16 protein-coding genes are annotated in these 20232 nt (G+C 38.6%); 5 read left to right on the top strand and 11 right to left on the bottom strand.

Annotated features, from left to right (window positions below; all coding sequences use genetic code 11):
• Position 1: 1 nt before the first annotated feature.
• Genes H6G08_RS27660 through H6G08_RS27640 form a run of 5 tightly spaced genes read right to left on the bottom strand, consistent with a single transcriptional unit; the run spans position 2 to position 5518 of the window.
• The gene (locus H6G08_RS27660) at positions 2-1210 is read right to left on the bottom strand and encodes a hypothetical protein (RefSeq protein WP_190548915.1); all 1209 of its coding nucleotides are present in this window, start codon (positions 1208-1210) and stop codon (positions 2-4) included.
• Positions 1207-2106, bottom strand: a complete 900-nt coding sequence (locus tag H6G08_RS27655) for an AAA family ATPase (RefSeq protein WP_190548913.1) — start codon at positions 2104-2106, stop codon at positions 1207-1209. The genes H6G08_RS27660 and H6G08_RS27655 overlap by 4 nt, the downstream gene beginning before the upstream one ends.
• A 5-nt stretch (positions 2107-2111) precedes the next feature.
• Complete coding sequence (locus H6G08_RS27650) at positions 2112-3281, bottom strand: hypothetical protein (protein ID WP_190548910.1); 1170 nt, start codon at positions 3279-3281, stop codon at positions 2112-2114.
• Between the two features lie 6 nt (positions 3282-3287).
• Complete coding sequence (locus tag H6G08_RS27645; protein WP_190548908.1) at positions 3288-4388, bottom strand: hypothetical protein; 1101 nt, start codon at positions 4386-4388, stop codon at positions 3288-3290.
• 11 nt (positions 4389-4399) lie between these two features.
• Positions 4400-5518, bottom strand: a complete 1119-nt coding sequence (locus H6G08_RS27640) for a trypsin-like serine peptidase (RefSeq protein ID WP_190548906.1) — start codon at positions 5516-5518, stop codon at positions 4400-4402.
• 610 nt (positions 5519-6128) lie between these two features.
• Here H6G08_RS27640 and H6G08_RS27635 point away from each other — a divergent pair.
• On the top strand, positions 6129-7568 hold the full coding sequence (locus H6G08_RS27635; RefSeq protein WP_190548904.1) for a hypothetical protein: 1440 nt from the start codon (positions 6129-6131) through the stop codon (positions 7566-7568).
• Positions 7569-7757: 189 nt separating this feature from the next.
• On the opposite strand, the gene aroC is transcribed toward H6G08_RS27635, so the two are convergent.
• A complete protein-coding gene (gene aroC, locus H6G08_RS27630) occupies positions 7758-8846 on the bottom strand; it encodes a chorismate synthase (RefSeq protein ID WP_190548902.1) in 1089 nt (362 codons plus the stop codon).
• Between the two features lie 499 nt (positions 8847-9345).
• Between aroC and H6G08_RS27625 the strand changes: the two genes are divergently transcribed.
• Positions 9346-9885 carry a GAF domain-containing protein gene (locus H6G08_RS27625; RefSeq protein ID WP_190548892.1) on the top strand — a complete coding sequence of 180 codons (540 nt, stop codon included), beginning with the start codon at positions 9346-9348 and terminating at the stop codon, positions 9883-9885.
• Positions 9886-9961: 76 nt separating this feature from the next.
• Here H6G08_RS27625 and H6G08_RS27620 read toward each other — a convergent pair whose 3' ends face one another.
• A complete protein-coding gene (locus H6G08_RS27620; protein WP_190548889.1) occupies positions 9962-10426 on the bottom strand; it encodes a hypothetical protein in 465 nt (154 codons plus the stop codon).
• A gap of 41 nt (positions 10427-10467) precedes the next feature.
• On the opposite strand from H6G08_RS27620, the gene H6G08_RS27615 reads away from it, so the two are divergent.
• From H6G08_RS27615 to H6G08_RS27605, 3 genes are all read left to right on the top strand, one after another.
• Entirely contained in the window at positions 10468-10716 is a 249-nt protein-coding gene (locus H6G08_RS27615; RefSeq protein ID WP_242046298.1) for a VOC family protein, read from the top strand.
• Positions 10717-11354: 638 nt separating this feature from the next.
• On the top strand, positions 11355-13430 hold the full coding sequence (gene pabB, locus H6G08_RS27610) for an aminodeoxychorismate synthase component I (protein ID WP_190548887.1): 2076 nt from the start codon (positions 11355-11357) through the stop codon (positions 13428-13430).
• A gap of 317 nt (positions 13431-13747) precedes the next feature.
• Positions 13748-14167 (top strand): helix-turn-helix domain-containing protein, encoded by a 420-nt coding sequence (locus H6G08_RS27605; RefSeq protein WP_190548885.1) that lies wholly within the window; start codon positions 13748-13750, stop codon positions 14165-14167.
• 114 nt (positions 14168-14281) lie between these two features.
• Here H6G08_RS27605 and H6G08_RS27600 read toward each other — a convergent pair whose 3' ends face one another.
• The 4 genes from H6G08_RS27600 to H6G08_RS27585 form a co-directional block, all read right to left on the bottom strand.
• Positions 14282-15037 (bottom strand): phycobilisome rod-core linker polypeptide, encoded by a 756-nt coding sequence (locus tag H6G08_RS27600; RefSeq protein ID WP_190548884.1) that lies wholly within the window; start codon positions 15035-15037, stop codon positions 14282-14284.
• Positions 15038-15170: 133 nt separating this feature from the next.
• A complete protein-coding gene (cpcD, locus tag H6G08_RS27595) occupies positions 15171-15452 on the bottom strand; it encodes a rod-capping linker protein CpcD (RefSeq protein ID WP_190548936.1) in 282 nt (93 codons plus the stop codon).
• 593 nt (positions 15453-16045) lie between these two features.
• The gene (locus H6G08_RS27590; RefSeq protein WP_190548882.1) at positions 16046-18691 is read right to left on the bottom strand and encodes a sensor histidine kinase; all 2646 of its coding nucleotides are present in this window, start codon (positions 18689-18691) and stop codon (positions 16046-16048) included.
• Positions 18692-19217: 526 nt separating this feature from the next.
• On the bottom strand, positions 19218-19973 hold the full coding sequence (locus H6G08_RS27585) for a phycobilisome rod-core linker polypeptide (RefSeq protein WP_190548880.1): 756 nt from the start codon (positions 19971-19973) through the stop codon (positions 19218-19220).
• Between the last annotated feature and the right edge of the window lie 259 nt (positions 19974-20232).

Genomic DNA, 20232 nt, shown 5'->3' with positions numbered 1-20232 from the left:
TTTATGATGATGTTGATTGATCGGGGCAAAAAACATAGCGACCACGCAAGATATCAATAGCTGCAATTAGTCCGTCACGACTCATTTCAAACATTGGTACAAAAGAAGCAATCTCTTCAGCACTAGTATTCTGCCAGCTATCATCAGGTACGGGATTGAGCCAAGCAAAATAACGAACTGACTTTTGAAGCTGTTCGATAAACTTTTTAGTACCCTCAACTCGCTCTTCATTATAGTAACCGCGTGCTGCACCTGCATCACTAATAATTAACACTGCTGCTTTGTCATCAAAAGATTCCAAGACTTCTTTTATTAGATTACCCTTTATCCGTGTTGAATCACCATAAAGATATTTTTCTGGATAATTATGAAAGTAGTAAATAAGGGTTTTATTGATGTTTCCACCATGTTGAGCTTTATCAATTAATTGACGATACAGATGATGAAAAGGCACCATTGAGCCATCTTGGTCAACTAATAAGATAAGTAGAGCCTGATTTACATAACGTGGCATCATCATTGCATCAAGTAAAACGCCTTGTCGAGAAACCTCATCTATTGTACCTACTGTATCCAATTTATCTAGTGTACCTTTACGTACAAGATGACGGAGCAAACGCCAACTCTGGATAATGTGGCGACTAGTTACAGGTAAGTATTCTTTGGTTGGATCTTGCCGAGGGTAAATCTTAATTCTAAGATTAGGTTCATGCTGGCGGATAGCTTGAATTACCTTCTGAGGTTCTTTTAGTTCTAAAGGTGGTTCGGTAGATGAAGACAAAGTACCTTGATTTCCAAACTCTCCAAACTTGGAAGTGCTGGATGTTTCTGGAATAGGTGGTACAGTCGAAGAATCAACAGGTAATTCAGGCTCAACTAATGGAGCTTCTGGCAAAAATGCATCAATTATCGATTCATTATTATTAATAGTAGAATTATCAATAGTAAAGGATTTTTCTGTTTCAATCTGTGCTTTTTTTAGCAGTTTATTTAGCTGTTCATGTAAAGTCTTTGCATCTTTTGGAGATTTTGCCCACAGTGTACAACATAGAAATTCTAAAGCTTGGGGATCGCCAATACCAAATCCTGCTTGCAATGCCTCTAGTGCCAAAAGATAGTCATCAACTCCAAGCGGAAAATGGTATTCTTCACGCAAACTCTTAAAAAGCTTCAGCAAAAGATTTACTAAAGGAATTTCAGTGGAATTCACTTTTTCTCCTCTTTGGGAATATATTGCTGATAATCCTTCTCATATTTTAGCAACGCTTCTGGAAAAGGCAGCTTTCTTTCAAGGTTTGCAAATTCCTCTGGATATAGAAGTAACAATTTAAACCAATCAATTAACTCACTGGTGCTAACTTTTTTACCAGTTTTGCCACTACCTTTTTCCATTTGTTCTCGTAACCTAGTAAATCTTTCAACGGCTTTTTTTCTATACTCCTTTGGTGACTCTGGAAAGTGAAACTGAACAATATCTTCTAATTGTTTATCCTTGGGAAACTCAATATAATGAAACAAGCAACGACGTAAAAAAGCATCAGGTAAATCTTTTTCATTATTACTAGTAATAAATATAATAGGTGGCTGTACGGCTGTAATTATCTGTCCTGTTTCTTGAATAAAAAATCTCTTTTCATCTAGTTCTTGTAGCAAATCATTCGGAAAATCAAGATCAGCTTTATCAATTTCGTCGATTAACACCACAGTACGCTGCTTTGTATTTTCAAAAGCTTCATATAAAGGGCCTTTTGTAATGTAATTTGCTAGGTCATCAACATTATATTTTTGCTGTTCACGTAATTGTGCATCGCGGAGGCGACGCACCGCATCGTAAGAATAAAAACCATCTTTTGCCTTAGTGGTGGATTTGATGTACCAAGGTTTGTAAGGTAAACCTAGTTCATAAGCTACAGCTTTCGCTAGGCAAGTTTTACCACAACCAGGTTCTCCTTTGAGTAATAAAGGACGTTTCTTTAAAGAAATAGTAATATTTACAGCTTTAATTAATTCTTCTGAGGGTTTGTAAGGTTTGCCCCAATCAGTTTGTTCCTCTAAATCAGGATGCTTTTTACCTGTATAAACAAGAGATTTGGCTGATTCAACCATTGTAATTATCTCCCTTCCCAAAAATGACCACAGTGTTCATAAATTGTTTTATACACTAGCTCAGGAACACCTGATTGTGAAGATGCTAAAAAAGTCTTTAAAGTATCAACTGATATATTATAATTACTAATTATCTCGTCGTCTGCTATTCTTAACCATTTGTTTAAGTCCTGATCTAAAAATGGACTTGCTTCAGCTAATATTAAAGGATGCTGAGGATATTTTGAATCTTCATGGTTGTCTATCTTTGGAATTTCCCAATTACAAACTTGTGTATTATTATCAATCCAAAACATAACTAAAAAGCATGGTTCTTTATAAGAATATTTTTGATTTGTCTTTCCATTTATTATATTTCTTCTGTGATTAATAATAGGTGTCCAAAAATTATCAATCAAATCATTTAAAAATTTAGGATTAGTACTGTGAACGTCATCAACTCTAAAAATTATATGCTTAGTTTGCAAACATTCTAAAACTTTATTCATAATGTCTTGTCGTGACAAATCATCTAGTTGTTGAGAATCAACCAAGTATCTAGCAACTGTACTCCAAACATCAAAAGTACTGCTAATTCCACCTAATGGTATTTCTCTATACTCTCTATAATTTACTAATTTAAATAATAATTTAACCAGTCTTTCAAATAAAACTTTTTGTCCATGTTTTTCAGGGCCATGAATCAAAAAAGCTGCCGCTCTATCTTTATCTTTAGGAGCTTGCACAGTTATTGCTTCATGAAATGCCTCTTCTTGTTTATTAAAGTCAATTTGACTAATCAATTTAAACAGTTTACTCTCTAATACAAATATATTATTTTCATTCTGCGTGTATGAATGACTTTGTTTTGTTTCATACTCTTGTAACTTATTGTGTAAATCATCTAATTTAACCGATAAGGGATTTTTTAAGCTTTTGTAACGCTCTTGCAATACCCTAACAATAATTATTAACGCCCAACCATGTTTAGGATGACTGAATTTAATAATAACAGACAAATTATTTTCTACTACTTCATGAATACTACTTCCGGTTTGTATTTGATAGTGTAAACCATATACCTCCGTTAAACTTTTACACAATTCACGCAATTTTCTATAGTCATCAAAATACTCTTCACACTCTAAAAATACATCAAAACATAATTTATTAAGCTCAGATGGTAACCCCTGCACCGTCAATCAATCTCCCGATAAATTATACTGTTTCAGCAATTGCTGAGATATTTTCAATGCTTCTTGATAATTTCTTGCTAAATCTTGAAGTTCTTGCTTGGTTTCAATACCTAAAATATCTTGCAACTCATCTTGTAATTCATCACCTCTAGTAGACTCAGCTATTGTTTGTGGTTTTAGTTTGTTATCTACTTCAACTTGAGCAGATGCAATTACTCCTTGAATTTCTGACTTTAAAACTTCACTTTTTTGTTGGCTCGCTAACGTTTGCACATACTTCAGTGTCACCAACCATTCATTGTTTAATTTTCGCCGATCTGATTCAGAGTCAAAAGGAGTATTAGATATAATGTTTTTCGCTGTTGTCAACAGTTCCCACCAAGGTTGCTCACGGAAACTTTCTGCTCCAAGTTTTGAAATTCCTTGTACTTCAATTACAACGTATGACAAACGTGAAAGCAGACTCTCTGCACTTTTATCTCTTAAACGTCCATCTTTATCAATTTGCAAAAATTGTGGTGAGGGTAAATCTTCATCTTTGTGAGAGCCAATGGCAACGTAGTAACCTGTTTTTAACTCATGTATATTTAAAGTACTAGTTAAGGAAAAAATCTGATGTTGCTTACCTTCTTGTACTAAGTAGCTCAATAATTTGCCTACAAATTTACTAACCTTAAGAGCTACTGCCAAATCTGGTTTTAATGACAACTTGGCAATCAAATCAGCTGGCTCAATTTGAGCGATCAAATTCTTAATAGGTGTATCTTGCAATGCTGTGTAGGTGATTTGTATCTCCAATGAGCCACTAGCGCGGACTGGTAACCACTCAGTTAAGTTAGAACCAATGCCCAAACGACAGGGAATATTATTTTGGATTGTAGATATTTTATGCAAGCTTTCAGTAGAAAAATTTTCTTTAAAAGAGCTTTTAATAGAGGAACTTAAGGTAAGATAACTAAGTTTATTCAGCGGGTTTCTCAGCCAATCAACTTCAAAAAATGCTTGGGTATCGTGTAGCTTTACCAAAAAGTAGCTGTCTTCTAACTGCAATTGAAATGAAGGATCTGGTTGTTCTGGGTAATAAAAAGGAGTAACACCTGTTGACATATATTTATTCCTTAATGTTGATGTGTTGATTGGACTGCTAAAATTTCCTGATACAGTGTGGAGTTATTTTGTTCCATATCAGATAAAATGGCACTGATTAATGTGGCTGTCCGCAATGCTTTATTTTCATTTTCTCCGATGTGTAGTGCTACTACTTGACAGTTGGTGAGGTTTAATACGGGTGCGCCAGAGGTTCCTCCCTCAGTAGGTGCATTATGAAGTATTTGTTTGTTGTTTGATGCATACTTAACAAAATCTCCTACTGAGCGTTGCTGAGGTTGTCCTTTTGGATGCTGAATTACATGTAGTTTTAATTGTGATGTTAAAGGTGCATTTATATCTAGTTGCAAGAAACCCATATTTTTCAAAGGATGATCTTTGCGATCGCATAAACGTAAAACAGCATAATCTAAATCAATGTTGTCATCTTCTAACTGCTCAACTCCATATTCAATACCTTGACTGGGTTGTTTGTAGTTAAAAGTTAACACTACATTTTTTTTAATTTTATTTTGAATTTCCTCTTTAATATCGACATCACAATCATGAAATCTGTTACACTCCCATTGCGGATATACAGATTCAATTACGTGCCGACAAGTTAATACAAGATTAGGAGTTACTAACCATGCTGTTCCTGTCTCTGTTAAAACTTTGTCTGGGCTTTTGTTGCTATTCCTGAGCGTACTTACACGAGCAACTGCACGGGCACTATTCAGAACTTTCTCATCTGCTGCAAGATAATAAAATGGCTCACCCTTGGGGTTTGCTTCGGGTTTTAAATCAGATTGAGGTGAAGTTTCTACAATACTGAGATTAATAATTTCACTATGTAAATTTTGGAATTTACGCCATAAAGGATCTTGCCTTATTTTGTAACGTTCTTGCAACTTTTCAATAAAAATTGGTAAGATCCAATTGTATATATCATGATAATTATTACTTATAGTAGATAAATTTCTGTCTACTAAATCCCATTTACTATCTGCTTTTTTCAGTTGACGTGATAAAGCTGTTAATTCTTGAAAACTTTCACAAAAACTACGCAAGGTTTCAAAACTATCAAAATATTCACAATCTAGAAATAAATTAAAACATCGTTGATTCAGATCGGATGGTAATCCCTTCACAGTCAATCTCCTGATAGACTATTTCGCTGTAAACATTATTGGTACAGTTTTAAAAGTATTATTGCTAACACCAAAACTCCGAAAACCTAACCCTACTAAGCTCATTCTTTTATTCAGTATGGTCATTTGAAAATTTCTCTCCTCCGAGGAGAAAGGTTACGAGTATACATTTTGACTGGATAAACATCCTCTGAGCATGTACTACTAAATTTTAAAAATGATTCTTTAGTAACTTCAGCAATTTGTACACTATGTCCTGGAATTCTTTAAAATTATTAATACAATCAATTGTTATTTACCTTAAGTATTTTTAGCTGTTACATAATTTACGCAAATAATAGTCGAAACTCCTTATTCACCAGATGTATCCTACCAGAAATCAGGTATCTAAATCCAGCTTATTTCAGTGATATTTACCACTAAAATGCTTAATTTTGCCTAATCCTGTACTACTTAGTATAAGTTTATCAAACATTTGATACACTAAAGTATAAATTGTAGTAATAATTTTTACATTTTGTTCAAAATTGCAATATAGACAAAAAATCAAAGTTAGGTGTAGTTTATTGCGATAATCTATGAAATATCCGCTTTTGTGCTTAAGGAAAGCATGATCAGAGTAAAATGGTTAAGATTGGCGATCGCAACTACGATGCCTTTATTAGTGATGGGTTGCGATACACTCAAACAAGTAGAGTTTAACTGTGATAATTCCTCAGTTAGTAGTACTCCCAACCTATCTCAAAATTTAAATATTCAAATGTATGTAGATGGTACGCCATCTATGCAGGGGTATGTCACCCATCCGCAGAATACAAGAACTCGCTATATTGAAACAATTGATTTACTGGATCAAACATTATTAACTGGCTGGACACCGCAATCACGAAATCAATCGCAAGTTCAATATTTTCGGTTAGGAGAAAATTATCAAAAAATTAATCGAGATGATTACCTGCTAGCAAGACAGGCGAAATTTTATGATGGTAAAGTTCCGCAGAAATTCCCCCTATTAAAAGTTAGCAACATTGATAATGCTATTACCCCAGCACAAGATAATAAACTCACAGTTATTGTGACAGATTTATATCAAAAAGGTGCAGATGTCACCAAACTTAAGCAAAAGCTATTGAGTGAGAATTACTTTAATCCTAGCCAACCTGGTTATGCAGTGGGGATTCTGGCTATTAAAAGCGAGTTTAATGGCGATGTTTATCTAGAAGATGGTACAGATAAAAAATTTACTTACACAACTAACAATAGTCAGGGTAATGTAATTAATGGTAAAGAGTTACGACCATTTTATGTAATTTTTTTGGGTCGTTATAGTGATATTGCAGATTATTTGAATAAATTAAGTGAAAGTCAAAAAATTCCCGAAAATAGCCAGGTAACGATTTTTTCTCCTAGTAATTTAGTCACTGAAGTAGCTTATCTGCAAAGACTGTCAAAAGATTCTCAAAATAAAGGTTCAGATAAACCGCATAAAGACTTAAAATTTAGGCAGTCTTTAAAAGAAGAAATAAAAGTCAATAAGAATCCTAAAAATGAGCTATTTGCTATAGATCAAAAAGCCAATCAAGATATAACAGTAAATTATCAAGTTCCCCTGAAGACTGATAATCATACCTTGCAAGTAGATCCAACTTCTATAGAAACAAAAATGAAGGTAGACACTTCGGCTTTATCTCCGGGTGCTGCTACAGCATCAAAAACTCTACAAGAAGTAGCTTCAGATTCTCAATTGCAAACAGCATTAGCTCTGAATCAATGGCAAATAAATGGCAATAATTTAAGTTTTCAAACTACTATTAAACCTAGCTTATTTCCCCAAAGAGAAATTTACTTATTTACGGTTGAAGCGTTAGCTAAAAGAGTACAAACTCAACCTTGGTGGGTTGAGTGGAATACCTATAGTAATAGTAGTAATGACTGGAAAACTTATAATTTACAACCATTCATGGAAGGTTTAAAAGATAATACAGAAAACTTTATGAGCAAGAGTCCAGTTGTAGTTGGACGTTTTTGTTTTGCTATGCAGAAGAATTGATTAAGTGAGTGAAGAAGGCAGGAGGCAGAGGGCAGAGGGCAGAAGGTTATAATTAGTTTTTACTAGTTGACTGTTGACTATTGACTCTTAAGAGAGATTTTCATGTTTGGTTGTGGGTTTTTTCTATAAGGGGTGACTTGAAAGAGTTATTTCTCCCTTGTCCCCCTTGTCCTCTTTCCCTTCCCTTCCCTACAGTAATTTACACTGTCCGTGATTTCGTAAAAGATGGTCGCACAAAACTAAAGCTACCATCGCTTCTACCATTGGCACAGCACGAGGTAATACGCAAGGATCGTGTCTTCCCTTGGCTGCTAATAGGGTTTCTTCGCCTTCGCGAGTGACGGTTTTTTGTTCTTTTCTAATTGTGGCGGTTGGCTTGAAAGCAACGCGCAAAATAATATTTTCGCCGTTAGAAATTCCCCCTTGAATCCCACCGGAACGGTTGGTGACGGTGCGAATTTCACCTTGTTCATCAATATAAAATTCGTCGTTATGTTCAAATCCAGTTAACAAGGTTCCCGCAAAACCGGAACCGATTTCAAAACCTTTGCTAGCGGGAAGAGACATGACAGCCTTAGCGATATCGGCTTCTAATTTATCAAAGACTGGTTCGCCTAAACCTTTGGGGACGTTGCGGGCTACGCATTCGACTACACCACCGATAGAATCACCTTGTCTACCAGTTTGCTCAATTAATTCAATCATGCGTTCTGCTAATTCACTATCGGGACAGCGAACGATGTTGCTTTCTACTTGTTCTAAGGTGACAGTGTTGGGATCGATAACGCCTTCTAAATCTTTGATGCGCTTGACGTAACCAATAATTTCGACATTGGCGAATTGACGGAGAATCTTTTTAGCGATCGCACCTGCGGCTACTCTACCAATTGTCTCACGCGCTGATGACCTACCCCCACCTTGCCAATTACGAATTCCATATTTAGCATCATAGGTGGCGTCAGCATGAGATGGGCGGTACTTTTGCGCCATCTCGTCATAATCTTGGGGACGAGTATCTTTGTTGCGGACTAAAATTGCGATCGGTGTACCTAAGGTTTTGCCTTCAAACACCCCAGATAATATCTCGCAGGTATCTGCTTCTTTACGCGGCGTTGTAATTTTACTTTGTCCCGGCCGTCTTCTATCTAGTTCTACCTGAATTTCCTCTGCAGAAATTTCTAGGCGCGGGGGACAACCATCAATCACAACCCCCACACCACCGCCGTGGGACTCACCAAAAGTAGTAATGCTGAATAAATGACCAAAAGTGTTGCCCATGATGTTGAGGAAATAGACCAGGCTTATGTATTTTACCTGCTAGGGTGACATGCTGTACGGAATTTATAGCGATCGCGCTAGTCGGGAAGGCTGGATGTGAAGCGGTTTGTTAAATAGCGATCGCGTCTTTATCTTTACAAAAATTAATATTTAGCTCTTCAAGCTCAAGTCTGTTCCGCAATATCTGTCTAATCAGATCCTACATTTTTGGTCGATTTATTAATAAATTTTAATAAAAGTTAAAACTTATTTTTAATTATTAAAAAATAGTCAATATTTTTTAATTAAATCAAGATATTTTTCCGGAAAAATAAAAAAATTGAGATGCAAATACCGGAAATAAAGCAAAAATAAATCTTGATTTTCAGCCGGATATCAGGAATTAAATGTTATTATTCTTATGGTTAAATTCTGCAATTTATAGTAGTTTTTAATTATTGCAGTCTGATAAGTTAGGATAGAAAGCCGAAAGTATTTACCCAGTTGTCATTTTAGGCCTGTGCAAATTCACTCTTATTCAGAATTTGACCCCAGCCCCCCAAGGAATTACGAGCAGGGGTTACGCAAGGTGCTTGACCGTTTGGTAATCACCATGCAACGTGATGCATTGATTCGGCAAACGATCAATCAACTGAGAGAATCTCTTGAAACCGATCGCGTAGTTTTATATTACTTTTATGGTTCTTGGCAGGGACAAGTCACTTGTGAATCTGTAATTAATAGCGAATATTCAATTTTCGGTTCTACAGGGCCAGATAATTGTTTTAATCAAGAATATGCCAGTTTATATTTAGCAGGAAGAGTCCGAGTCATCCCTGATATTGAATTAGAAGCGATACATGATTGTCATCGTGAATTTTTGCGTAGTTTGCAAGTTCGCGCCAGCTTGGTAGTACCAGTTTTGGTAGCTAGGGGATTGTGGGGATTATTAATTGCTCATAACTGTCAAGCACCTCGCTATTGGTCGTCATCAGATATTGAACAAATGCAGCAAGCCGCGAAAAATATGGCAACAGCCCATTGTATAGTGGAGAGTTAATAGGGGCTAGGGGTTAGGGGTTAGGGGCTAGGGAAAAATATTTTCATGGTTTATTTACGCCGACCCACTTACATAATTAGCGTGACGCATAAACTAGATATAATCTTTGTTGCTGATACCAAAGATATTTAGGATAAAACTCGGTTTTCATTATCCAGATTGTTGTAGTGGGAAGTGGCTTGTCGATGAAATCGCTAGGTTGATTACTTTCTTGCCATTCTCTAGGCTTTAGATCGTTAGGTAGTTTGTTTTTAACTTCGTCATATTTAACTAAATTATTCTGTTTCACCAATGTTTGAAAATATTCCTGGGGAACATTTACAGCTATTTTGACTTGGGGATCGGGAGTATCAGCTATAATTTCATACTTTAAACCTGAATAATTATTAGGTAAAGGCGCGCCTAGCCATTTTTCTATTACCTTAACATCAGCTACTTGTTGCTTTTCGGAATTGTAATTATCGCCAAATTTTAAACTTAAACATCCAGTCAGAAAAATTAAGGGAATAAGTAATAATAGATTTCGCTGTTTTTTCCACATATATTTGCATTTACATCAACTATAATTCAGGAGCGATCGCGATGAAATTTGGTTATACAGTTATTTGGGTAGATGATGTAATTAAAACCGTTGAATTTTACGAAAAAGCTTTTGGAATTGTGCGACGCGCTATTAAGGAACAAAACCAATTTACTTGGGCGGAAATGGAAACGGGCGAAACTACTATTGCTTTTTCCTCAATTAATGAAGCTCAAAGTTTATTTCATCAGGGCTTTCATGCTAACGATATTATACAAGCGCCTGCATTAATCCACATATCATTTATATGAAAGCATTAGGCGCAGGCGCAAAACCACTAGATGCGCCAAAACGTCAGCCTGGGGGACAAACAATTGCACGGGTTCGGGATATTAATGGTGTATTGGTGTCCTTAGTCAGCGCTTAGGTGGGTTATTCCTCAAAAAATGGCGATAAAAATATCTTTACCGAAAAATAGATAGTCAAGCTTGAAAATAGCGTTGACTGTTGACTGTTGACTGTTGACTCTTAAGAGAAATTTTCATGTTTGGTTGTGGGCTTTTCCCATGAGGGACTAGCTTGGGTGGAAATATATATAGGTAAGCCCGTGCTAGATTGTTAAGCGAAACCTCATCTGGTTTTGCTAAGTTAAAAAACGCCCTCACCCTAGAAGGGTGGGGCTATAAATACGAAGCCTGCCTTTGCAGGCTTTATTCGTATAGCAATATTGGGATGTTCCCTAAGTTTTTGCTCAGTGGCAAAAACAAGCTTAGGAGTCGTGTAAAAATAAGTTGAACAATTTAATATTTGTAGTGCGGGCATCTTGCCCGCGCGAGCAAGATGCTCGCACTACTTATTTTTACTTGATACCTTATAAAATCGGGGTTTGCTATCTGCTAATCCTCTCAGATTGGTAAAGTTATTTTTATATATAAGTCATGCCAATTTTATGCGTACATTAATTATTGATAATTATGATTCTTATACTTTCAATCTTTACCAGATGATTGCTGAGGTGAATGGCGAATTACCTTTAGTAATTTATAACGATAAAGTTTCCTGGGATGAATTAAAAGAAATTGCATTTGATAATGTGGTGATTTCTCCGGGGCCTGGTCGTCCAGAAAAAGCAGCAGATTTTGGGGTTTGTCGGCAAATAATTGAAAATGTTGATGTACCTTTATTAGGAGTATGTCTTGGTCATCAAGGATTGGGTTATCTTTATGGCGGTAAGGTGATTCATGCGCCAGAAGTTAGACATGGCAGAATTAGCAAGACATATCACAATCATGATGTATTATTTCAAGGAATTCCCGATGATTTTTCTGTGGTTAGATATCACTCTTTATTAGTAGCTGATGAGCTACCAGATTGTTTAGAAAAAATTGCTTGGACAGCAGATGGATTAGTGATGGGATTGCGTCATCGAGATTTACCTTTTTGGGGCGTGCAATTTCATCCAGAATCTATCTGTACAGAATATGGACAAATATTGCTGAGAAATTTTCGGGAAATTACGCGAAAATTTACGCCTAAATCATCGATAATTCCAAAAAAATATTATTGGTCAGGATATGGATCTGTAAGTAATTTAATTGATGAATCACAGCCAAAACAATCACAAAATTTTGAATTGTATACGCGCAAGTTAGATATATTTCCCGATACAGAACAAATATTTGTACAGCTTTTTCAAGATTCAGTTAATGCTTTTTGGTTAGATAGTAGCTTGGTAGAATCTGGTCTGTCTCGATTTTCGTTTATGGGTGATGGTAGCGGTATAAATAGTTTATTGGTACGCTATCATACCCAAACCCAAGAGTTAATTATTACTCAATCAAATACTATTACCCGTCGCCAGGAAAGTATATTTGATTATCTCCAGCGAGAAATTGATGAACGGCGATGTAAATCTAATGAATTACCGTTTGATTTTAACTGTGGATTTGTTGGTTATTTTGGTTATGAATTGAAGGCAGAATGTGGATCGCAATTAGTACATTCTTCACCATTAGCTGATGCTATTTTCTTACTTGCCGATCGCGTAATTGCGATCGATCACCAACAAAAGTGCGTTTATTTGCTGCAATTAGTCAAAAAAGGACAAACCCAACAGCCAGAAACTTGGTTTGATGATATTCAACAACAATTAGAAAATCTTGCGCCTCTGCCTGAGATTGTACCCCAGAACAATCAACAGCCTCTGGAATTTCGCTTACATCGCGATCGCGCTGCTTACATTCAAGATATTAATCATTGCTTGGGAGAAATTCACGAAGGGGAAACTTATCAAGTTTGTTTAACAAATCAACTACAGACTGAGGCGACTCCCGACCCGTTGAATTTCTACCGTAAGTTACGTAAAATCAACCCTGCGCCTTATTCAGCATTTTTGCGCTTTGGCGATTTAGCGATCGCATGTTCATCGCCGGAAAGATTTCTCCGCATCGATTGTCAAGGTTGGGTGGAAACCAAGCCAATTAAGGGAACCCTACCGCGTGGAGAAACCCCCGAAGCCGATTTTTTATTACGCGAACAGCTACGTCACAGCGAAAAAGACAGGGCGGAAAATTTGATGATTGTCGATTTATTACGCAATGATTTGGGGCGAGTTTGTGAAGTCGGTACGGTTCACGTACCCAAATTAATGGATGTAGAAACCTACGCCACTGTACATCAGTTAGTGACGACAATTCGCGGGAAGTTGCAATCTCATTTACATGCTGTCGATTGTATTCGCGCTTCCTTCCCTGGCGGTTCGATGACTGGCGCACCGAAAATTCGCACTATGCAAATTATCGATCGCTTAGAAAAACAAGCGCGGGGGGTTTACTCTGGTGCGATCGGTTTTTTGGGCTTAAATGGTGCAGCTGATTTAAATATTGTCATCAGGACGGCGGTTTTCACGCCCCAGCAAACTTCTATTGGTATCGGTGGCGGAATTGTCGCCCTTTCCGATCCGCAAATGGAGTTTCAAGAAACTATGTTGAAAGCACAAGCTTTAATTGAGGCGATGGGGCATTAGGCATTGGGCATTGGGCATGGGGCATTGGGCATTGGGCATTTTTTAATTAATTTTAGATTGAAACCCACACAAGGGCGGGAAAACCCCGCCCCTACCAAAATCTTAATTACGTATCACAATGCGGATTTGTATGACAAATGACAAATGACAAATGACAAATGACAAATGACTTACAGATTTTGTACAAAGTTATGTTAACCTTTGGTACTAAATGCGATAAGTTATGTATGGAAAGGTCAAGTAATTTCTAACTTGGTCTAGGTTGGATCTAGCAGTCCGCTATATTGTAAATATTCTGATTTTCCTCATTGCGAACAATGCCAGCAAGGTTGCAAATAAAAGCTGAAGATTGCTCACCGCTCGGACGATACATTCTTCAATATTTAGAAGAACAAGGTATCAGTATGAATCGTCTGGCGGATTTGTCTGGTGTTCCTCAGCCTCGACTGCGGGGTGCTTGCTTTAAGGGAACCTGTCCGACGCCGGAAACCTTGAGAAAGCTGGCGAGAGTCATGGGGAAACATCACTTGGAATTGTATACTTTAGCCTACGAAGCGAGAATTGAAAAACTCCCAGAAGAAGCAAATGATATTTCCCTGGATATTTTGATGCGGGATTTATTTGAAACGGCGCGAGAATTGGGGTTAGCTGTGCCGAAAGTCCGTCCTTCTAAGGCAAAATTACGCAAAGCTTTACTGGAACTAGGATTTCAGGCTGAAAGTGATGAATGTGCTTAATTAAATGCGATCGCCTTTTATCTTTTTTGTAAATCTTTCAAGATAGCGTATGCCGTATCTTAATCCAGGTGCGACATACGCTGTACTTAATTTCTTAAATCGTTCTAATTCGTCTTATTTACGACGATAGGGAACTGATTTTTCGATATCAATATTTTGTACTGAGAGACGTTGTGGTGGGTTACCTACTGGGTTAATGCTCTGAGCCATTGCCAGGAACAGCTCTGGGTTACCTGCTGTAGGCTTCCTTTCGGGTGGGGTAAAGCGGCGAACGCTGGTTTGCCAAATAACTTGTGGGAAACCTAATTTACCACGATAGTAAGCATCGTAGCGGGGAGACTTGATGTTGAAAGGTGTTTCACCTTCTTTTCTACCGGGTAATACCCGACGACGTTGGTAAGGTACGGTGTCATAGCCAAACGCTGCAAGATATTCATCGCTGTTGAGCAGAGCGTCAACAAAACCTTGAATACCCTTTGTAGCTACAACAATTGACCAAGCAATTTTTTCCCGATTGTCGTAAACATCACGACCGAGAACCCGTTGTACAGTCTGTTCAACAAAACGGTAGTTGCTGTTGAGGTTGTAGAAACTACGCTTGTAGGTGTTAGATAACAGCAAACCGCGAATAAAGTCACGGACTGTAATTTGACCATTGCGTAGCTGAGACTCTAGAAACCGCTCGCGATCTGCTGCAAAAGCATGGAAGAAAATCTGACGATAAGCAGCTTCAATGAGAATGTCTAAGTCTGTTGCAGAGAGGAGGTTCTCTGTTGAGAAAATCCGGGGTTGTTCATCACCAGGAACTTCAAAACCTTTTACCCGTTGGTTTTGAGAAATAGGGGAATATTCTAAAAGAGGAATTGCCACGAATACAAAATCTCCCTTTCCTTTATGAAATCTTACAAATTTCTCATAATCATAAAGGACAAGGGGGACATTATTCGATTTAGTTTAATAAAAATTACATAACTTAATTGATGAGTTCAGAAACCCAGAAACCTTAACGCCTACTACCACCACGGTATGGGATGACAGAGGGATCGTAAATGCCGAAAGTCAATGGCTCAATATTGACAATTTTGCCGCCTAACCGACTAATACGTTGCATTTCTGCATTCATCCGACTGTAGGGCACAGTAATAAATACGCTCCCACTATTACGAATACCAAATTTATAATTTTCAGTTTCTGAGGTTTGCCGTAAGCCAACAACTTCGTAACGAAAGAGCCGACTGGCAGATGCAGACAATTTACCAGTACTAAGTTGAGTTTGACCAAACATTAGTTCTATTATCTCCCCTGGGTAAGTTTTGCGGAATGGTAGTTGCAGCAAAGTCAAAGGTTAAAAGCAAGACAAATACAATCAGATCTGCTTTTAAGTTGCACAATTGATTGTGAGGACTGTTGACTGTTGACTGTTGACCGTTAACAGCCCTGATTAGTAGTTATGCAATCTAGACGGGCATTAGCTGAGACAGAGCAAATCTATCTCTGATGCAATTACAAGTGATGTATGGAAAAATTCAGTATCTGACTACAAAGTCAAGAAATTTTGTCATTAAAATCACTCGTAAACATTCTATCCAAGATAGTAAAAATTGCAACTAGCAAATGTATCGGTTTTGCGTGTGTGGGAATTAACTGAGATAGAAAATGGGCATGGGGCATAGGGCATGGGAAAGCGTGATTAGTTTTCTTGAAAGATAGGGACAAGGGAGATAAGGAGGACAAGGAGGATCGGGAACAAATCATTCTTTCAAGCTATTCCCTCATGGGAAAAACCCACAAACCTTGCCACGAAAATCTATCCCCAATGCCCAATGCCCAATGCCCAATGCCCCATGCCCAATGCCCAATGCCCAATGCCCAATGCCCCTAACTCCTAAGCAATGGTATTGTTACTAAGCAGGTAGTACCCATTCCTACTTCACTTGTGATATTAATTGTACCTTGGTGTAAATCTACACATTTTTTCACAACAACTAGTCCCAATCCTGTACCGGGAATAGTGCGCACATTTTTACCGCGATGAAAGGGTTCAAATAATTGCTTTTGATCCTCTGGTGACATGCCAATTCCCCGATCCTGCACTGCGAGGATCAGCCGATCTGACTGAAATTCTAAACTTAGATGTACTACCCCGCCTGTGGGAGAATATTTAATGGCATTGGAAAGTAAGTTAGACAGCATGGAGCGCAATAATTTCTCATCCATGCAGACAAGGGCGGATTGTCCTTGACAGCTAAAGCGGAGATTGTGCTGACTACCGACACTTTCGCGCATTTGGTCGAGAAAATCACGGCAATAGAGTTCTAAATCTAACGCTTGGGGATTAAATGCCAGCTTGCCAGTTTCGGCGCGATTGATAGTTAAAATATCATCAAGTAGCTGCACCATATGTTTGACAGAGTCTTGAATTCGCTGCAAATTTCGCAGTCTTTTGGCGGAAGTCTCCCATTCATCGCGACAGTTTTCCAGAACTTGCGCTGCTGCTAGGGCGATGCTGAGAGGAGTGCGAAATTCATGGGAAGCCATTGAGAAAAAGCGGGTTTTTAACGCGCTGAGTTCTTTTTCTCTTTCTAGCGCTAGGCGAATTTCATCGAGTCGCTTTCTTTCGGTAATATCGCGGGCGTTCACGATGATTCGCAGCGTAGCGACACTATCCACAAAGGGTTGACTGATGGCTTCTAAGATTCGCCAAGAGTTATCTTGATGACGGTAGCGGAACTCAATGGGGCGGGTGAGTTCAGGATTAGGGATGGTATTTGTGAGGCGATCGCCAATCATCGCGATATCATCGGGATGCACCAATGCCATGACATTGTTACCCAGCAAATCGCCAACGGCATAACCTAAGATTTTTTGCACTGAGGGGCTAACGTAGCTAATCGTACCATCAGGATCGAGAATCATAATGATATCCAGAGCATTTTCAATTAGCGATCGCCAACGTTCTTCACTCTGTCGTAGCGCCTGTTCTACCTGTTTGCGGCTGGTAGTATCTCGTTGCACTGCAATCCAATGGGTATACCAGCCTTGATGATTAGCTACAGGCACAATGCTAAATTCATTCCAAAATTCCGTGCCATCCTTGCGATAATTAATCACCTCAACGGTGACAGGTTCCCACCTAGCCAGAGAGGCGCGAATTTTCTGCAATTCTTGGCGATCGGTTTTTGGCCCCTGCAAAATGCGCGGCGTTTTACCTAACACTTCCTCAGGTTGATAACCAGTGATGCGGGTAAAAGCTTCATTAACGTAAAGAATGCGAGGCCCCGGTTCGTTAATTGTGTCGGCTTCGGTAATCAAAATCGCATCGTTGGTATTTAACACCACAGATTGCAGTAACCTTACTTGCTCGGCTTGGCGTTTTTGTTCGGTAATATCAGCTATGACGGCGACGATACCGTTGATTTGTTCGTCAGTATCCAGTAGAGGCGCAGCCGAAAAAACGATATCAATGGGAGTACCATCTTTTTTCTGCTGGCGAAATTCTAACTGAGAATAGGTTTTACCTTGTAAAACATTTTGTTGTAGGGTGGGATAATCTTCTAAACTGATGGGATTGGAGCGATTAAGTACCTCAGTTTCAGTCCAGCCAAACATTTTTTCGGCGGCTGGGTTCCAAATCTTGACTTTGCCTTGGCGATCTAACATGACAATCGCACGTGGGGAAGCTTTAATTAAGGCTTGCAAGGTGTCATTGGTGTGACGCAAGGCGATTTCTGTGCGCTGACGTTCGGCAATTTCTGCCCGTAGAGAAGTATTTGCGATCGCTAATTCGGCGGTGCGTTGTTGTACTCGCTGTTCTAGTTGGGCGTTGAGTTGCTGGAGTTGATTGTACAGTTCCGATTGTTGAATTGCGATCGCCACTTGCGTTGCTAATTGCGTCATCAATTCCACTTCCCAAGCTTCCCATTGACGGGGTTGACTGCACTGATGGGCAATTAATAAACCCCAAAGATAGGGCGCAGAATCCAAATTTTCTCGATTTTCTTGGATAATGGGCACTACCAATTTTGCTTTTACGCCAAACTGCTGAACAAATTCCACCAAACAAGGGGGAATTTCCGCTTGCTCAACGTTAGCAATAGTCAGGGTTTTCCCTAGAGAATAGGCTTGATGGTATTCTTGGGGAAACACTTCTTCCGGAAATACATGCCCTAAAACTCTAGGGTAAGGCGCTAAAGCAGTTTCATGAATCGCGCTACCTGTGCCATCATTCCATAACCGATAAATGAGAACGCGATCGGCTTGGAGAAAACGCTGTACTTCTGATACAGTTGTCGCCAACACCTCATCAATATCTAGAGATTGCCTAATTTGCTGGGCAATTTGAGTTACTAACCGTTCGCGATCGCTTTGTTGTCGCAATAAAATCTCTACCCGTTGACGCTGCACAATTTGTCGGTGCAACAGGTAGATACCTAAAAGCAATAAAATAGTCAGCCCTATACCAAAGCCATAAAAGCTGAGGATTTTGGTAATATGAGTGACATCAAATTGCTTTAAAAAGAGCATTAGGGCGCAAAATTCCAGTAGATGCTTTTATTATCGGGGAAATGGGGGAATAAAGGCAGAGGGCAGAAGGCAGAGGGCAGTCCCAATGAAAAAATTTCATCACCATGAATGAAAATGCAATCTGGAACTACCTATATAGATACTCATCTAAGAAGCATTTTCAAGCTAGAAGGTAAGTAGGTATGAAGCGATTTTTATTGCGCTTCGCGTCATAGGTGTTAATTTAACGCGAAACCCAGTTACCGCAAGGAACTGAAGTTCCTTGCTAATAGTAAAAGTCATCTCAAGATGACTAAATATTTTCACAATCTTGAGTCTACTTCAGTAGGGGCGGGTTCACAGATATGCTCCAATAATTTACGACTATCTCGCTTAACCCGCCCCTACTTGGGCTATGAGACTGAGAATTCATTCTCAGGCGGGCGATAAAGCTAAAACAGAGGCTATTTTTAGCTTAAGTTGACACATATAGCACTGCCATGCCCTCTAGAATGAGGTAAATTGCGAGACAATCTCTCCCCAGCCCCTAACCCCAAACTTGGTGGTTAACTTCAGCAAGCATCAGCAGCAGGATAATGAATACTAGGGCTAAAGCAAGGCTAACGAAGGTATTATTCCAGTTAGCGCGGTTGACGAATTTATAGAAAGTAAACCGCTCAAATTGGTCAAAAAGTCCAGTGGGAAGCGGACGATTGGGATAAAAAGGTACGGGAAGTTTATTGCGATACTCTACACCATAACGCGCCATACGGGCGAAGGGTAATTCCCCTTGACTGTGCTGCGGTAAAGTGCGGCGACGTTGATAAGGGACGATATCATAGCCAAAATTAGCTAGGTATTCTTCCGTACTAATTAATTCATCGATAAAGCCTTGTAATCCCTTGGTAGCAATGACAATTGACCAAGCAATTTTTTCGCGATCGCTATAGACATTCCTACCTAAAAGCCTCTGAATGCAAATCTCTGCAAACCGATAGTTATTGTTACTATCAAAAGTGAGTCTTCTAAAGGAATCAGAAATTACCAATCCGCGAATAAAATCTCTAACAGTAATTTGACCAGCCCGTAACTGAGACTCTAAAAATCGTTGACGATGGCTATCTAGCATCTGTTGCTCGTTATATACCTGGCGGTAAGATGCCATAATCAACTGATCCATTTCGGAATTTCCTAAGAGATTATCCGTGGTGTAAATTCTAGGTTGTTCATCACCAGGAATTTCAAATCCCTGTACTCGCTGATTTTGCGAAAATGGTGCATACTCTAACAGAGGAATTGACATAATGATGCTCCAGTTAAACAATTTTAGATTTGTTTAGATTTGAGATTTAGGATTTTCGATGAAGCGAAAAGTCTGAAGATAGTGTTACTAAAACTCAGTAATTCCCCTGGTTATTCTTACCAATTCAAGACTATTAATCTGAAATTGCTAATACCAATTAGCCCAGATTAGGTAACAGATATCAATTAATCAATTTGCCTGCATCTAATTTACCTAATTACGAATGACGAATGACGAATGACGAATTACAAATTGCTAT

Source organism: Calothrix anomala FACHB-343 (assembly GCF_014696435.1).
Classification (GTDB): Bacteria; Cyanobacteriota; Cyanobacteriia; order Cyanobacteriales; family Nostocaceae; genus Aulosira; species Aulosira anomala_A.
This window is presented reverse-complemented; position numbering and strand designations above follow the sequence as displayed.

What these genes read in the sequence shown, in the direction of transcription:
- H6G08_RS27655 (WP_190548913.1), bottom strand. Translation starts at nt 2,106, where the DNA reads ATGGTTGAATCAGCCAAATCTCTTGTTTATACAGGTAAAAAGCATCCT.
- H6G08_RS27645 (WP_190548908.1), bottom strand. Translation starts at nt 4,388, where the DNA reads ATGTCAACAGGTGTTACTCCTTTTTATTACCCAGAACAACCAGATCCT.
- H6G08_RS27635 (WP_190548904.1), top strand. Translation starts at nt 6,129, where the DNA reads ATGATCAGAGTAAAATGGTTAAGATTGGCGATCGCAACTACGATGCCT.
- aroC (WP_190548902.1), bottom strand. Translation starts at nt 8,846, where the DNA reads ATGGGCAACACTTTTGGTCATTTATTCAGCATTACTACTTTTGGTGAG.
- H6G08_RS27620 (WP_190548889.1), bottom strand. Translation starts at nt 10,426, where the DNA reads ATGTGGAAAAAACAGCGAAATCTATTATTACTTATTCCCTTAATTTTT.
- H6G08_RS27615 (WP_242046298.1), top strand. Translation starts at nt 10,468, where the DNA reads ATGAAATTTGGTTATACAGTTATTTGGGTAGATGATGTAATTAAAACC.
- pabB (WP_190548887.1), top strand. Translation starts at nt 11,355, where the DNA reads ATGCGTACATTAATTATTGATAATTATGATTCTTATACTTTCAATCTT.
- H6G08_RS27605 (WP_190548885.1), top strand. Translation starts at nt 13,748, where the DNA reads ATGCCAGCAAGGTTGCAAATAAAAGCTGAAGATTGCTCACCGCTCGGA.
- cpcD (WP_190548936.1), bottom strand. Translation starts at nt 15,452, where the DNA reads ATGTTTGGTCAAACTCAACTTAGTACTGGTAAATTGTCTGCATCTGCC.
- H6G08_RS27590 (WP_190548882.1), bottom strand. Translation starts at nt 18,691, where the DNA reads ATGCTCTTTTTAAAGCAATTTGATGTCACTCATATTACCAAAATCCTC.
- H6G08_RS27585 (WP_190548880.1), bottom strand. Translation starts at nt 19,973, where the DNA reads ATGTCAATTCCTCTGTTAGAGTATGCACCATTTTCGCAAAATCAGCGA.